The following is a 14,504-nucleotide window of genomic DNA, read 5'->3' on the forward strand; positions in this document are numbered from 1 at the left end:
TCCGCAAGGGCCTGACGTAGCAGGTTTGGCGCCTGTGGGACCGAGCGCCGCCTGCGCGGCGCATCGCGAGCAAGGCTCGCTCCTACGTTTGTTTCGGGCCAATCATCCCTGCGGGATGGGCGCGCGACCTGTAGGAGCGAGCTTTGCTCGCGATGCGCCGCGCAGGCGGCGCTCGATCTCACAGGTCCCTGAAAATCTGGCAGCGCGCCGTCCCCAGCCTCAACTATCGCTGGTGGCGTTGCTCTTGCGACGAGGAATGCCCAGGCGCTGGTGGCGCTCCCACAGGCACTTGCGGCTTACGCCCAGCTTGCGCGCAAGCTCGGGGGAGGTGTTACCTGGGAGGTTTACAGTCCGCAAGGGCCTGACGTAGCAGGTTTGGCGCCTGTGGGACCGAGCGCCGCCTGCGCGGCGCATCGCGAGCAAGGCTCGCTCCTACGTTTGTTTCGGGCCAATCATCCCTGCGGGATGGGCGCGCGACCTGTAGGAGCGAGCTTTGCTCGCGATGCGCCGCGCAGGCGGCGCTCGATCTCACAGGTCCCTGAAAATCTGGCAGCGCGCCGTCCCCAGCCTCAACTATCGCTGGTGGCGTTGCTCTTGCGACGAGGAATGCCCAGGCGCTGGTGGCGCTCCCACAGGCACTTGCGGCTTACGCCCAGCTTGCGCGCAAGCTCGGGGGAGGTGTTACCTGGGAGGTTTACAGTCCGCAAGGGCCTGACGTAGCAGGTTTGGCGCCTGTGGGACCGAGCGCCGCCTGCGCGGCGCATCGCGAGCAAGGCTCGCTCCTACGTTTGTTTCGGGCCAATCATCCCTGCGGGATGGGCGCGCGACCTGTAGGAGCGAGCTTTGCTCGCGATGCGCCGCGCAGGCGGCGCTCGATCTCACAGGTCCCTGAAAATCTGGCAGCGCGCCGTCCCCAGCCTCAACTATCGCTGGTGGCGTTGCTCTTGCGACGAGGAATGCCCAGGCGCTGGTGGCGCTCCCACAGGCACTTGCGGCTTACGCCCAGCTTGCGCGCAAGCTCGGGGGAGGTGTTACCTGGGAGGTTTACAGTCCGCAAGGGCCTGACGTAGCAGGTTTGGCGCCTGTGGGACCGAGCGCCGCCTGCGCGGCGCATCGCGAGCAAGGCTCGCTCCTACGTTTGTTTCGGGCCAATCATCCCTGCGGGATGGGCGCGCGACCTGTAGGAGCGAGCTTTGCTCGCGATGCGCCGCGCAGGCGGCGCTCGATCTCACAGGCCCCCGAAAATCTGGCAGCGCGCCGTCCCCAGCCTCAATTATCGCTGGTGGCGTTGCTCTTGCGACGAGGAATGCCCAGGCGCTGGCGGCGCTCCCACAGGCACTTGCGGCTTACGCCCAGCTTGCGCGCAAGCTCGGTTTCGGTCATGTGGTCCTGGTGCTCGAGGACGAAGTGCTGGAAATAGTCCTCCAGTGACAGGTCCTCGGTGGGCTCATGGCTGGCATTGTTGGCGTTGCTACCCGCGATGATCGGGGTGTCGTCGAGAATATCGTCGTCCAGGTCGCTCAACTCGATATCGATGCCCAGCAGTTCGGCAGAAATTTCCGGGCTTTCGCTCAGAATGACTGCACGCTCCACGGCGTTCTCCAGCTCGCGCACGTTACCTGGCCAGCTGTAGTGACGGATCGCTTGCTCGGCCTCTGCCGAGAAACGCAGGTCGTCACGGCCAATGCGCGCACTCTGGCGAGCCAGGAAGGCGTTGGCGATTTCGTTGACGTCACTGCCGCGCTCACGCAGGGCCGGCAATTTCAGGGCAATGACATGCAGGCGGTAATACAGGTCTTCACGGAATTGCCCGGCCTTGGCCAGGTTCTTCAGGTCCCGGTGCGTTGCAGCGATCAGCCGCACATCAACTTTCTGCGACTGAACCGAACCCACCCGGCGAATCTCGCCTTCCTGCAGCACACGCAGCAGGCGTGCCTGGGCCTCCAGCGGCAGTTCGCCGATCTCGTCGAGGAACAGGGTGCCGCCGTCGGCTGCTTCCACCAACCCCGCACGCCCCGCGCTGGCACCGGTGAAGGCGCCTTTTTCGTGGCCGAACAGTTCGGATTCGATCAGGGTCTCGGGAATGGCCGCGCAGTTGACCGAAATCATCGGTGCCTTGGCGCGGCGCGACAGATTGTGCAAGGCGCGAGCGACCAGCTCCTTGCCGGTGCCCGACTCGCCCTGGATAAGTACGTTGGAATCGGTGGGCGCGACCTTGCGGATCTTGCTGAACATGTCCTGCATCGGCGGGCAGGACCCGATGATGCCGATTTCACCATTGGCCGGTGCCATGCTGCCTTTGTCGGCCAGCGGTGCCTTGCCATTGGGGCGCGGTTCGGCGGTGACTGGGGCCACGACAGGTGCGTTCTGCCGGTCACGCAGAATGCGCGCGACGGCCTGGAGCATCTCGTCGTGGTCGAACGGTTTGGCGATGTAGTCCACCGCGCCCATTTTCATCGAATCTACTGCCGAGCGCAGGCTGGCATAGCTGGTCATGATCAGCACCGGTGTGCCCTGGCCGAGCTTGATCAGCTCGGTACCGGGTGCACCGGGCAGGCGCAGGTCGCTGACGATCAGGTCGAAGGTGGCAATGCTGAAGCGTTCCTGTGCTTCCTGTACCGAGCCGGCTTCGCTGACCTGGTACTGGTTCCGCTCCAGCAGACGACGCAGGGCCGAGCGGATGATGGTTTCGTCTTCGACGATCAGAATGTGCGGCATTGATTCAATTCTCTCGACGGTCTCGAATTTCAGGGGACGTCGCTACGACATGCCGGGGCAGGGTCACGCGGATCCGGGTGCCACGTTGCCGTTCGATGTCGGCCGGGCTGTCGATGGTGATTTGCCCATAATGCTCCTCCACGATGGAATAGACCAGAGCGAGCCCCAGTCCGGTTCCCTCGCCAGGGTCCTTGGTGGTGAAGAACGGTTCGAACAGGCGGTCCATGATGTTCTTGGGAATGCCGCTGCCTTCATCCTCCACGATCAGGTCGACCGTGTGCTCGTTGGCCTCGCTGCGCACACGAACGGCGCTGCCAGGTGGCGAGGCATCGCGGGCGTTGGAGAGCAGGTTGATCAGCACCTGAGCCAGTCGCTGCGGGTCGCCCTCGGCCCAGTGGTCGGGGTCGCAGAGGTTGAAGAACTGTACTTCGAAGTTGCGCCGGTTCAACGCCAGCAGACCAATGGCGTCCTGGGCCACCTCTGCCAGGCACACCGGCTCTTCGCTGTTCTGGTGGCTGCCGCCGGCGTGGGCGAAGCTCATCAGCGACTGGACGATGCGCGACACTCGCTTGGTCTGCTCCAGGATCTGGCTGGACAGCTCGATGATCTCGCCGTCACCCTCGCGCTCTTCACGCAGGTTCTGCGCCAGGCAGGCGATGCCGGTGATCGGGTTGCCGATCTCGTGGGCTACACCGGCGGCCAGACGGCCAATGCTGGCCAGGCGTTCGGAATGCACCAGTTTGTCTTCCAGGGCCTGGGTCTCGGTGAGGTCCTCGACCAGCAGCACCAGGCCGCTGTTGCCTGGTGCCAGTGGCTCGTCGATGGCCGCCTTGTGCAGGTTCAGCCAGCGGGGTTGACCGTCCAGGGCCAGGCGCTGCTTGTGCAGGTGCTCGTCGGGCACATTGATGAAGCCTTGCAACAGGCCGCGCCAGGGTTCGCTGATGGTGACCAGGCGCGAGCCCACCACGTGCTTGGCGGCAATGCCGGTGAGTTCTTCCATGGCCTTGTTCCACATCAGGATTTCCTGGTCCTTGGCCAGCGAGCATACGCCCATGGGCAGCTCTTGCAGGGTCTGGCGGTGGTAACGGCGCAGGGCATCGAGCTCGGCGGCCAGGCCGGTCAGGCGCGAGTGGTAGTCTTCCAGACGGCTTTCGATGAAGTGGATGTCTTCGGTGACATAGTTCTCGTTGCCGGACTTGTAGGGCAAGAAGGTCTCGACCATGTCCTGGGCAACGCTTGGCCCCATCAGGCCGGACAAGTTCGCCTCGATGCGGTCGCGCAGGCGGCGCAGGGCGTAGGGACGGCGCTCGTCGAAGGGCAGGTAGAGATCGCGTAGCGCCTGCTCGACTTCCTTCTGCGCAGCCTTGGCGCCCAATGGCTTGGCCAGCTGGGTGGCGAACTCCTGGGGCGAGGCGGCATGCAGCTCACGACGTTGCGGGCGGCGTACGTTGTCCACCGCGCAGGCCTCGGCGGCGCTGGCTTCTTCGGTGCTGGCGTTGGTGAACAGCGAGATCAGGGTGAACAACAGCACGTTGGCCGCCAGCGAGGCAATGGCCGCCATGTGCCAGCTGGTGTCGTCCAGCACGTAGATCATGTCCAGCAGCGGAATGTAGAAGCCCTGCAGGTTGCCCAGCAACGGCAACAGCATCGTTACCATCCACACCAGGGTGCCCGCCAGCAGGCCGGCGATGAAGCCACGGCGGTTGGCGGTCGGCCAGTACAGCACCGACAGCACGCCGGGCAGGAACTGCAAGGTGGCAACGAAGGCGACGATGCCGAGATTGGCAAGGCTTTGGTGGTTGTTCTGGGTGAGGTAGAACATGAAGCCGGCGGTGATGATGGCGACGATCAGTGCGCGTCGGGTCCATTTCAGCCAGCGGTAGATGTTGCCCTCGGCGGGGGGCTGGTACAGCGGCAGCACAAGATGGTTGAGCGCCATGCCCGATAGCGCCAGGGTGGTGACGATGATCAGTCCGCTGGCGGCCGACAACCCGCCGACGTAGGCGAGCAAGGCCAGAGCCGGATTGCCGGCAGCTATTCCCAGGCCCAGGGTGAAATACTCGGGGTTGGTGCTGGCGCCCAGGCGCAAGCCGGCCCAGAGCACCAGGGGCACCGCCAGGCTCATCAACAGCAGGAACAGTGGCAGGCCCCAGCTGGCGCTGACCAGCGAGCGCGGGTTGAGGTTCTCGGTGAAGGCCATGTGGTACATGTGTGGCATGACGATAGCCGAGGCGAAGAACACCAGCAGCAGGGTGCGCCATGGCCCTTCCTGCAGCGGGGTATGCAACGCCGCCAGGGCGGTCTGGTTCTGCAGCAGCCACACCTCTAGCTGGTGAGGGCCGCCGAACACGCCATACAGGGCATACAGTCCGATACCGCCCAGGGCCAGCAGTTTGATCACCGATTCGAAGGCGATGGCGAAGACCAGACCTTCGTGTTTTTCGCGCGTGGCGATATGACGTGAGCCAAAGAAAATGGTGAACAGGATAATCAGCACGCAGAAGGCGAACGCCACCCGCGCCTTGACCGGTTCTCCGGTGAGAATGCTGATCGAGTCTGCGACCGCCTGGATCTGCAGGGCCAGCAACGGCAACACGCCGATCAGCATGATCACCGTCGTCAGCGCACCGGCCCAGGTGCTGCGAAAGCGAAACGCCAGCAGGTCTGCCAGCGAGGAAAGCTGGTAGGTCCGGGTGATCTTCAGGATCGGGTAGAGCAGCACCGGCGCGAGCAGGAACGCGCCTGAGACCCCCAGGTAACACGCCAGGAAGCCATAGCCATACTGGTAGGCCAGGCCAACCGACCCATAGAAGGCCCACGCGCTGGCGTATACCCCCAGCGACAGCGTGTAGGTCAGGGGGTGACGGATGATGGAGCGGGGAATCAGCCCTCGCTCGCTGATCCAGGCCACGCCGAACAGCACCAGAAGGTACGCGGCGCTGATCAGGATCATCTGGGTCAGGCTAAAGCTCATCGGCATCTCGTTGGCTCTGCAGGATGAAGGTGACGACGATCAGGATCAGCCAGAGCAGGTAGGGGCGGTACCAGGCTCCGGTCGGTTCGATCCACCAGTCCATGATGGCCGGGGAGAACAGGTAGATCCCCACGACCAGAAGCAGGACCAAACGATAGATGTACATGCTGGCCTCGATGGTTGGGCGCTGCGGGCTTGGACTTATTATTGGCGCAAATGGCTGGGGCGATGCTAGCGGGAATCCATGGGGTTCGCCAAGAGTTTGAATTTATTGGGCTTTTGTTTTCGAGAGGCCGGGCCTGCGTCAGTGCAAGTCTGCCTCTGCAACAGTGGCCTGCCGGGCAATCGCCTCTGGCCGCCACTGCTTGCGGGCTACCGCAAGGACTTCAGCCGGTGTTGCCAGCCGCAACTCCGGGTCTGCTGCCTGCCCCAAGGCCCGCAGCGCGCGCAGCAGCAAAGGCGTCGCCTGTTCCGCCTGCAGCGGCGGCGAGCGATAGGACTTGCCCAGCTTGTGTCCATCCGGCTGCACGATGAGCGGAATATGCAGGTAACGCGGCTGCGAAAGGCCCAGCAGTTCCTGCAGGTACAACTGGCGTGGGGTGTTGTCGAGCAGGTCCGCCCCGCGCACGATGTCGGTAACACCCTGCCAGGCATCATCCAGCACCACCGCCAGTTGATACGCATACAGCCCATCACGCCGCTGGATCACGAAATCGCCCACTTCACGCCCCAGGTGTTGCTGGAACTCGCCCTGCACCCGGTCTGTAAAGCGGTAGATCAACTCAGGCACCCGTAGCCGGATCGCTGCGCCTTCTCGGGCATGCCCGGCGTTACGGCAAAAGCCTGGGTAGATGCCGTTGTAGCCCTCCAGCTGCTTGCGCGAACAGGTACAGGCGTAGGCCAGGCCCATGCTGAACAGGCGGTCGACCACCGCGGCGTAGGCGTCGTGGCGCTGGCTCTGGTAGACCACTTCGCCATCCCACTCCAGGCCGTAGCGCTCTAGGGTCTGCAGGATCGCGTCGCGGGCCCCGGGCATTTCCCGGGGCGGGTCGGTGTCTTCCATGCGTACCAGCCAGCGGCCATCGACCGCGCGGGCGTCGAGCCAGGAGGCGAGGGCGGCGACCAGCGAGCCGAAGTGCAGGAAGCCGCTGGGAGTGGGGGCGAAACGTCCGATATAGCGGGAGTCTTTCATGGGCCGTACAGGTCGTAAAAATGAAAACGGGGCGCATGGTGCGCCCCGTTCGAATGGGAAAAGAGTCAGCCTTTGCCGACCGTCTTTTCCTTCTTCTCCGCGATTTCCTTGCAATCGAAGCACAGGTCGGCGGTGGGACGGGCTTCCAGGCGACGCAGGCCGATCTCGATGCCGCACGATTCGCACCAGCCGTATTCGTCGGCCTTGATCTTGTCGAGGGTCTTGTCGATCTTCTTGATCAGCTTGCGCTCGCGATCGCGGTTGCGCAGCTCAAGGGCGAATTCTTCTTCCTGGCTGGCGCGGTCAGCCGGGTCGGGGAAGTTGGCAGCTTCGTCCTTCATGTGATCCACGGTGCGGTCCACACTGTTCATCAGTTCCTGTTTCCAGGCACCGAGAAGCTTGGTGAAGTGCTTTTTCATGGGCTCGCCCATGTACTCTTCGCCCTGCTTTTCTACGTAGGGCTCGACACCGTACATGGTCTGGGCTTTGTGCTTTTCTACGGTGGACATGAATAGACCGCCTCTCACTCATCTGATCCAATGCGCAGGCTGCTCCATCTCCGGCACCCGCCGGCCCTGCGACTGCGAGCCGCCGAACTTACCAGATAGATCGGGGGTGCGCTACCCCGCCCGATTCTAGTGGTTGACAGCGGCGCAAGTCGTACGTTCGGTGCCGCGCAGAGGTAGAATCCACAGTTTAGACCCAATTGAGAGAAGGTCATGGCCCACACCCACAGTGCGCGCAGTCGCGCCATCGAACCCTTCCATGTCATGGCACTGCTGGCGCGGGCCAACGAGTTGCAGGCGGCTGGGCACGATGTGATCCACCTTGAAATCGGCGAGCCAGATTTCACCACCGCTGCACCCATCGTCGCGGCGGGCCAGGCGGCGCTGGCGGCAGGTCATACCCGATACACCGCGGCCCGTGGCTTGCCGGCCTTGCGCGAGGCGATCGCCGGCTTCTACCAGCAGCGTTATGGCGTGACGATCGACCCGCAGCGCATTTTGATCACCCCTGGCGGATCGGGCGCGCTGTTGCTGGCCAGCAGTCTGTTGGTGGACCCCGGCAAGCACTGGTTGCTGGCCGACCCAGGCTACCCCTGCAATCGACATTTCTTGCGCCTGGTCGAAGGCGGCGCCCAACTGGTCCCGGTGGGGCCGGACGTCAACTACCAACTGACGGCCGATCTGGTCGAGCGCCACTGGGACAAGGACACCGTTGGCGCCCTGGTCGCTTCGCCAGCCAACCCGACCGGCACGGTGCTCAGCCGTGACCAGTTGGCCAGCCTGTCCAGGGCCACCCGTGAGCACCATGGTCACCTGGTGGTGGACGAGATCTACCACGGCCTCACCTATGGCATGGACGCTGCGAGCGTGCTGGAAGTCGATGATGAGGCCTTTGTCCTTAATAGTTTTTCCAAGTATTTCGGCATGACCGGATGGCGCCTGGGTTGGCTGGTGGCACCGCCCAGTGCCGTGGCCGACTTGGAGAAACTGGCGCAGAACCTCTATATCAGCGCACCGAGCATGGCCCAGCACGCCGCGTTGGCATGCTTCCAGCCCGAGACCTTGTCGATTCTCGAAGAGCGCCGCGCAGAGTTCGCCCGCCGTCGCGATTTCCTGTTGCCGGCGCTGCGCGAGCTGGGCTTCGGGATCGCCGTCGAGCCTCAGGGCGCGTTCTATCTTTATGCCGATATCAGCGCATTCGGCGGCGATGCCTTTGCGTTTTGCCGGCATTTCCTCGAAACCGAACACCTGGCCTTTACCCCAGGTCTGGACTTTGGCCGCCACCTGGCCGGTCATCATGTGCGTTTTGCCTATACCCAGAGCTTGCCGCGCCTGGAGGAGGCGGTACAGCGCATTGCCCGTGGCCTGCGGAGCTGGCAAGGCTGATGCGCTTTTCACCCGCACTCGAACAGGGGCGCCTGCTGCGTCGCTACAAACGCTTTCTGGCCGATATCGAACTGGCCAGCGGCGAGCAGCTGACCATCCATTGCCCCAACACCGGTTCCATGCTCAATTGCATGCTTGAAGGTGGTCAGGTCTGGTTCAGCCGCTCCAACGACCCCAAGCGCAAGTTGCCTGGAACCTGGGAAATCAGCGAAACGCCTCAGGGGCGCCTGGCCTGCGTGAACACCGGTCGGGCCAATGCATTGGTCGAAGAAGCGTTGCACGCAGGTGTCATCCGTGAGTTGGCAGGTTTCACCGGACTCAAGCGCGAGGTGGCGTACGGCGAAGAACGTAGCCGTGTGGATTTTCGCCTGGAGTTCGCCGATGGCCCGGCTTATGTCGAGGTCAAGAGCGTGACCCTGGGTTACCCGGACTCCTCGGTCGCCGCCTTCCCCGATGCGGTGACCCAGCGCGGTGCCAAGCACTTACGCGAATTGGCGGCCCTGGCCCGGCAAGGTATTCGTGCGGTGCAGCTGTACTGCGTCAACCTGACCGGTGTGGACGCTGTGCGCCCTGCCGAAGAGATCGATGCGGCCTACAGTCAGGCCCTGCGCGCGGCCGTGGCGGATGGCGTAGAAGTGCTGGCCTACGGCGCTCGCCTGGACGCCGGTCAGATCGTCATCGACCGCCCTTTGCCGGTGCTGCTCAACCGGTAAGCCAGATGCCCTGGCTGTCCTCACGGCAGCCCAGGGCCTCCAACGCCTCGCCCTCGCAGGGGCCGGCCACGCATTCGCCACTTTCGATCAGGAACAGGGCGCCGTGATGGGCGCAGTGGATCAGGCTGGCGCTGTCATCGAGAAAGCTGTCCTCTGCCCAGTTCAACGCAATACCGCGGTGGGGGCAACGGTTGCGGTACAGGTACACCTGGCCTCGGCGACGTACGCCGAACACCGCGGTGCCGTCTACGCTGAAGGCGCGGCTATGGCCCTCGGGCAGCCCGTGGGAAGTACAAAGGAAGTGCATGGCAGGGGTGTTCCAGGTGGCAACGTCTGGCTTGACGCTTTAATGCGAATAATTATCAAATTGCAGCCGCTCGCTGCGCCTGCCTGCCTATGGTGCGCAGTTCCGCCGCCCGCCACAAGGCGCGTGGCCTGCCTTCAGGAGGAATCCGATGATGCGTCGTATCGCTGCCCATGTCGCCCTGTGCGTGGGCCTGGTGCTTTCAACCCAGGCCCTGGCCACCGACTCGCCGCAACGCTGGGTCAGTGCTGGGGGCTCCCTGAGCGAATGGATCAGCCTGCTGGGTGGCGAGCAGCGGCTGGTTGGTGTCGATACCACCAGCCAGCATCCTGAGTCGCTGAAGGCATTACCAAGCATCGGGTATCAACGGCAGCTGTCGGCCGAGGGCATTCTCAGTTTGCGCCCGGATGTACTGGTTGGGACCGAGGAAATGGGGCCGCCGCCGGTGTTGGCGCAGATTCGCAAGGCCGGTGTGCAGGTCGAGCTGTTGTCCAGCAAGGCCGAGCTGGCTGCCGTGGATGAAAACCTCAAGCAGCTGGGCAAATTGTTGGGGGTGCAGCAGAAGGCTTCGGAGCTGGCTGCGGGCTACCACCAGCAACTGGAAGCGCTATCGGCAAGGGTCAGACAGGCCCAGGCAGGCCAGAAGGCGCCGGGCGTATTGCTGCTGGTCGGCCATGCGGGAGCCAAACCGTTGATTGCCGGGCAAGGCACGGCGGGCGATTGGGTAGTGCGTCAGGCTGGTGGGCGTAACCTCGCCGAACACCCAGGCTACAAGCATTTCTCCGTCGAAGCGTTGGCTGCGCTGGACCCGGATGTCGTGGTGTTCTCCGACCGTGCCCTTGTGGGCGAGCAGGCCTTGCAAGCATTGCTCAAGGAAAACCCGGCACTGGCCGTATCACGCGCGGTGCGTGAGCAGCGCCTGGTTGCGCTGGACCCGACCCTGTTGGTGGGTGGCCTTGGCCCACGCTTGCCGGCCACCCTGCAAGGGTTGGCGGAAAGCTTCTATCCCAATGCCAAGGCACGTCCCACTCAATGAAGCAGCGAATCGCGCCGCGCAGCGTGTGCCTGGGTTTGGGCCTTCTGTGTCTGCTGGCGGTCTGGCTGTCGCTGGCACTAGGGCCGGTCAGCCTGCCATTGTTCGATACCCTGCGCGCGGGGCTGCGCTTGCTCGGGCTGCCCGTTGGAGGTGATGGCCTCGAGCAGGCGCAGATGATTCTTGGCCAGATCCGCGTTCCGCGCACCTTGCTAGGCCTTGCCGTCGGAGCGGTGCTGGCGCTGTCCGGGGTTGCCATGCAAGCGCTGTTTCGTAACCCGTTGGCTGACCCGGGGCTGGTGGGCGTGGCGAGCGGCGCGGCGCTTGGCGCGGCAGTGGCGATCGTGGCGGGGAGCTGGCTTGGAGGTTTGCCAGAAGCGCTGGCACCGTACCTGCTGTCGGCTTGTGCATTCGTCGGTGGGCTCGGTGTGACCGCGCTGGTGTATCGCCTGGGCCGGCGCGATGGCCAGACCCATGTCGCCACCATGCTCCTGGCCGGCATCGCCATGACCGCTTTAGGCGGCTCGGCGGTGGGGTTGTTCACCTATCTGGCCGATGACGCCACGCTGCGTACACTGACATTCTGGAGCCTGGGCAGCCTCAATGGCGCCAGTTACGAGCGTTCATGGCCAGTGCTTCTGGTCACGCTGGCCGTGGCGATCTGGCTGCCGCGTCGGGCGCAGGCGCTAAATGCCTTGCTGCTGGGTGAATCGGAGGCCCGTCACCTGGGAGTCGATGTGGAGCGGCTCAAGCGCGAACTGGTGCTTTGCACGGCGCTGGGCGTAGGTTCGGCGGTGGCGGCAGCCGGCCTGATCGGCTTCGTCGGTCTGGTGGTGCCGCACTGGGTGCGGCTGCTGGCTGGCCCGGATCATCGGGTATTGCTGCCGGCCTCGCTGCTGGCAGGCGGCGCGCTGCTGTTGTTTGCCGATTTGGTTGCGCGCCTGGCCCTGGCCCCAGCCGAGTTGCCGATTGGGATCGTTACCGCGTTCATTGGTGCGCCGTTCTTTCTGTTCTTGCTGGTACGGGGGCGCAACTGATGCTTTCAGTCGAGGGCCTGCACTTGCGGCGGGGAAGCAACGAGGTGCTGCACGGCCTCCACCTTCAGTTGCAGCCAGGCCAGGTGCTGGGCGTGCTCGGTCCGAACGGTGCGGGCAAAAGCAGTCTGTTGGGTGTGCTGTGCGGCGAGCTGGCGCCCAGCGAGGGCCAGGTGAGGTTGCAGGGGCGGGCATTGGCCGACTGGCCAGGGCAGGCGCGGGCACGACGCCTGGCGGTGCTGCCACAGGTGTCCAGCCTGGGGTTCGCCTTTCGTGTGGACGAGGTGGTCGGCATGGGGCGTCTGCCTCATGACACCGGCCGGCAACGTGATCGAGAGATCGTCGAGGCGGCGTTGCAGGCAGCGGATGCCTGGCATCTGGTCGAGCGCAGCTACCTGGCGCTGTCCGGCGGCGAGCGTCAGCGGGTTCACCTGGCGCGGGTCCTGGCCCAGCTATGGCCAGGCGAAGTGGGGGCCACGTTGCTGCTCGACGAACCAACCTCGATGCTCGACCCTCTGCACCAGCACACCACGTTGCAGGTTGTGCGAAGCTTTGCCGACCGTGGTGCGGCGGTGCTGGTGATCCTGCATGACCTGAACCTGGCGGCGCGTTACTGTGATCGCATCCTGCTGCTGGAGCAGGGGCGCTGTCATGCGCTTGCTGAGCCGCAGGCGGTCTTGACGCCTCGGGCGCTCAAGGCGGTATTTGGCATCGATGTTCTGGTGCAGGAGCACCCAGAGCGTGGCCACCCGTTGATCATCACTCGCTAGGAGGCTCTGTGCATGCGTCATCCATGGCTGTCTGCTGTTTCGCTGGGTCTGGGGCTGGCCTTGGGCGGGTGCCAGGCGAGCTTGCCGACGCTACCGGCCTGGCAAAGCAGTGAAGGGCGTGACAGTGCGCGGTTGGGGCAGATTCGCGACCTGACCAGCGGTCAGTCGATCAGCCCTGAGCAACTGGTCCGGCGCCTGGCCGATGCGCCACGAGTGATTGTGGGCGAGAAGCATGACAACCCTGACCACCATGCCCTGCAGCTATGGTTGCTGCGTGCCGTGCAGACCCAGCGCCCCCAGGGCAGCCTGTTGATGGAGATGCTGCAACCGGACCAGCAGTCCCAGGTCGATGCCGTGCAGCAGCAAGCCCAGTTGCCTCAGGACCTGCCCAAGGCTCTGGCCTGGGATGACGGCTGGGATTGGCCATTGTATGGGCCGATCGTGCGGGAGGCCTTGCAGGGGCATGTCCCCTTGCTGGCGGCCAACCTTTCACCCGAGCAGATGCGTCAGGCCTATCGCCAGCCGCCGCCATTGCCCGGCACACGCTCCAACAGCCCGGCAGTGAAAGCGGCATTGCTCAAGCAGGTACGGGAAGGACACTGTGGTCTGTTGCCGGAAAGCCAACTGCCGGCGATGCTGGCCGTTCAGCAGCAGCGTGACCGGCGAATCGCCGAACGACTCAACGATGCGCCGCAGCCTGCAATGTTGCTGACCGGGGCCTATCACGCGCGCAAGGACCTGGGCGTGCCACTGCATTTGGCCGACCTGGAGGCGAAAGGGGAGACCAAGGTGTTGATCTTGGCCGAGGTGGGTCAGACTGTGGAAGCTGGCATGGCCGATTACGTGTGGTACACCGCCGCCCTGCCCGAGCAGGATTACTGCGCGACGCTGCGTCAGTAACGATTTCGGCGCGCCGGTCAGCATCCAGGCAAAAAAAGACCCGGCAAAACTGCCGGGTCAATAACCGTGATTAGCCTGATGAGGAGATAATCTGAGAGTCCGAACCAGGGGCTTTCAGCTTATCCAACCAGTCTCGCGACCAGTTGTGATAATCATAACGATTCTCATTTAATCGTCAATCCCCTTTGTGCGTTCATTTCGCATTTTTTTGCGTAAGGCATTTCGCATCCAGTTGTTGGTTGAGTGCTTCCTTGCGTTCGGCCGGCAAATCGTTCCAGTGCATGTCCAGGAGCGCGCCTTCAATGGCGTACAACAGCACCTTCGATGCCCGGAATCCCCGCGTTTTGACGGCTTGGTACGCACCCACGGCACCGAGACGACGCAGGTCCGACGCACTGTGTATACCCGCCGCGTGCAACCACTGCGCAGAGGTCTTGCCAAGATTCTTCAGATGCTGCAATTCATCGTTCATCTAGCCTCCTTGCGATGGCTGAACGGGTCTTGGGGGATAAATCGCGAGCAGGTCAGAAAGGAGTGTAGCGGGGGTTCGCAAATGCGCGGCCTTTTGCCATCGGGGCCGACGAGATGCCCGAGAGGTGGGGCTGTCGGGCAGCCCCAGCCATGATTCAGGCTTTCGGTCGATAGCGCATGCGCGTGCCGAACTTGGCTGACATGAGGATTTCGTCCGCGCTCAGCTCCGGCGGGAAGTACGTGCCGGAGATCTGGGCATGGGCGATGCTCGCCCCTTCCAGGCCATTGTCACGCAGGTCCAGCCCGCGCAAGTCGGCAGCGCGGAAGTACGCGTCGGTGAAGTCGATGCCACGCGCATCTAGCTCACGCAGGTCCAGGCCACGGAAGTCGCCGCCGCGAAAGTCGATCAGCCCCTCGGCGGGTCTTTCACGATTGAATGCGCTGATGTTCTCGTCGCGGACCAATGCGTACAGGGCATTGTCCAGTTGACGGGGCTGGTTCAT

General features: G+C 63.9%; 14 protein-coding genes and 3 pseudogenes. 6 read left to right on the forward strand and 11 right to left on the reverse strand.

From position 1 onward, the window contains the following. Window positions 1-219 precede the first annotated feature (219 nt). The 8 genes and pseudogenes from IF103_RS25285 to dksA form a co-directional block, all read right to left on the reverse strand. Window positions 220-330 (reverse strand): annotated as a pseudogene (locus IF103_RS25285) (hypothetical protein); the annotation flags it as partial. A gap of 239 nt (window positions 331-569) precedes the next feature. Further along, a pseudogene (locus IF103_RS25290) lies at window positions 570-680 on the reverse strand (hypothetical protein); the annotation flags it as partial. 239 nt (window positions 681-919) lie between these two features. After that, a pseudogene (locus IF103_RS25295) lies at window positions 920-1,030 on the reverse strand (hypothetical protein); the annotation flags it as partial. A 239-nt stretch (window positions 1,031-1,269) separates the two neighbouring features. Beyond that, a complete protein-coding gene (locus tag IF103_RS03570; protein WP_023378644.1) occupies window positions 1,270-2,718 on the reverse strand; it encodes a sigma-54-dependent transcriptional regulator in 1,449 nt (482 codons plus the stop codon). 4 nt (window positions 2,719-2,722) lie between these two features. Beyond that, window positions 2,723-5,698, reverse strand: coding sequence for a sensor histidine kinase (locus tag IF103_RS03575; protein ID WP_027908026.1), 2,976 nt, complete (start codon window positions 5,696-5,698; stop codon window positions 2,723-2,725). Beyond that, window positions 5,682-5,858 carry a hypothetical protein gene (locus IF103_RS03580; RefSeq protein WP_003250005.1) on the reverse strand — a complete coding sequence of 59 codons (177 nt, stop codon included), beginning with the start codon at window positions 5,856-5,858 and terminating at the stop codon, window positions 5,682-5,684. The genes IF103_RS03575 and IF103_RS03580 overlap by 17 nt, the downstream gene beginning before the upstream one ends. 138 nt (window positions 5,859-5,996) lie before the next feature. Beyond that, window positions 5,997-6,884, reverse strand: coding sequence for a tRNA glutamyl-Q(34) synthetase GluQRS (gene gluQRS, locus IF103_RS03585; protein ID WP_023378646.1), 888 nt, complete (start codon window positions 6,882-6,884; stop codon window positions 5,997-5,999). A gap of 65 nt (window positions 6,885-6,949) precedes the next feature. Then, window positions 6,950-7,393 (reverse strand): RNA polymerase-binding protein DksA, encoded by a 444-nt coding sequence (dksA, locus tag IF103_RS03590; RefSeq protein WP_023378647.1) that lies wholly within the window; start codon window positions 7,391-7,393, stop codon window positions 6,950-6,952. 210 nt (window positions 7,394-7,603) lie between these two features. On the opposite strand from dksA, the gene IF103_RS03595 reads away from it, so the two are divergent. Both IF103_RS03595 and sfsA read left to right on the forward strand, forming a co-directional pair. Continuing rightward, entirely contained in the window at window positions 7,604-8,776 is a 1,173-nt protein-coding gene (locus tag IF103_RS03595; protein ID WP_023378649.1) for a pyridoxal phosphate-dependent aminotransferase, read from the forward strand. Further along, a complete protein-coding gene (gene sfsA, locus IF103_RS03600; protein ID WP_023378650.1) occupies window positions 8,776-9,489 on the forward strand; it encodes a DNA/RNA nuclease SfsA in 714 nt (237 codons plus the stop codon). Before IF103_RS03595 ends, sfsA begins: the two co-directional genes overlap by 1 nt. Here the strand turns inward: sfsA and IF103_RS03605 are convergent. After that, a complete protein-coding gene (locus tag IF103_RS03605; protein ID WP_027908027.1) occupies window positions 9,479-9,796 on the reverse strand; it encodes a Rieske (2Fe-2S) protein in 318 nt (105 codons plus the stop codon). The two genes, sfsA and IF103_RS03605, sit on opposite strands and share 11 nt — an antisense overlap. Before the next feature lie 148 nt (window positions 9,797-9,944). Between IF103_RS03605 and IF103_RS03610 the strand changes: the two genes are divergently transcribed. The 4 genes from IF103_RS03610 to IF103_RS03625 are packed head-to-tail and all read left to right on the forward strand — an operon-like array spanning window position 9,945 to window position 13,530. Next, a complete protein-coding gene (locus IF103_RS03610; protein ID WP_104882181.1) occupies window positions 9,945-10,829 on the forward strand; it encodes a heme/hemin ABC transporter substrate-binding protein in 885 nt (294 codons plus the stop codon). A gap of 50 nt (window positions 10,830-10,879) precedes the next feature. After that, the gene (locus IF103_RS03615) at window positions 10,880-11,863 is read left to right on the forward strand and encodes a FecCD family ABC transporter permease (protein WP_202676153.1); all 984 of its coding nucleotides are present in this window, start codon (window positions 10,880-10,882) and stop codon (window positions 11,861-11,863) included. Continuing rightward, window positions 11,863-12,630, forward strand: a complete 768-nt coding sequence (locus IF103_RS03620) for a heme ABC transporter ATP-binding protein (RefSeq protein ID WP_104882179.1) — start codon at window positions 11,863-11,865, stop codon at window positions 12,628-12,630. The genes IF103_RS03615 and IF103_RS03620 overlap by 1 nt, the downstream gene beginning before the upstream one ends. Window positions 12,631-12,642: 12 nt before the next feature. Beyond that, window positions 12,643-13,530 (forward strand): ChaN family lipoprotein, encoded by an 888-nt coding sequence (locus tag IF103_RS03625; protein WP_023378655.1) that lies wholly within the window; start codon window positions 12,643-12,645, stop codon window positions 13,528-13,530. A gap of 193 nt (window positions 13,531-13,723) precedes the next feature. Here IF103_RS03625 and IF103_RS03630 read toward each other — a convergent pair whose 3' ends face one another. After that, entirely contained in the window at window positions 13,724-14,002 is a 279-nt protein-coding gene (locus tag IF103_RS03630) for a TfoX/Sxy family protein (RefSeq protein ID WP_023378656.1), read from the reverse strand. 154 nt (window positions 14,003-14,156) lie between these two features. Further along, window positions 14,157-14,504, reverse strand: coding sequence for a pentapeptide repeat-containing protein (locus IF103_RS03635; protein ID WP_027908028.1), 348 nt, complete (start codon window positions 14,502-14,504; stop codon window positions 14,157-14,159).

Origin of the sequence: Pseudomonas sp. SK2 (assembly GCF_016772395.1) — a bacterium.
GTDB classification, from domain to species: domain Bacteria; phylum Pseudomonadota; class Gammaproteobacteria; order Pseudomonadales; family Pseudomonadaceae; genus Aquipseudomonas; species Aquipseudomonas taiwanensis.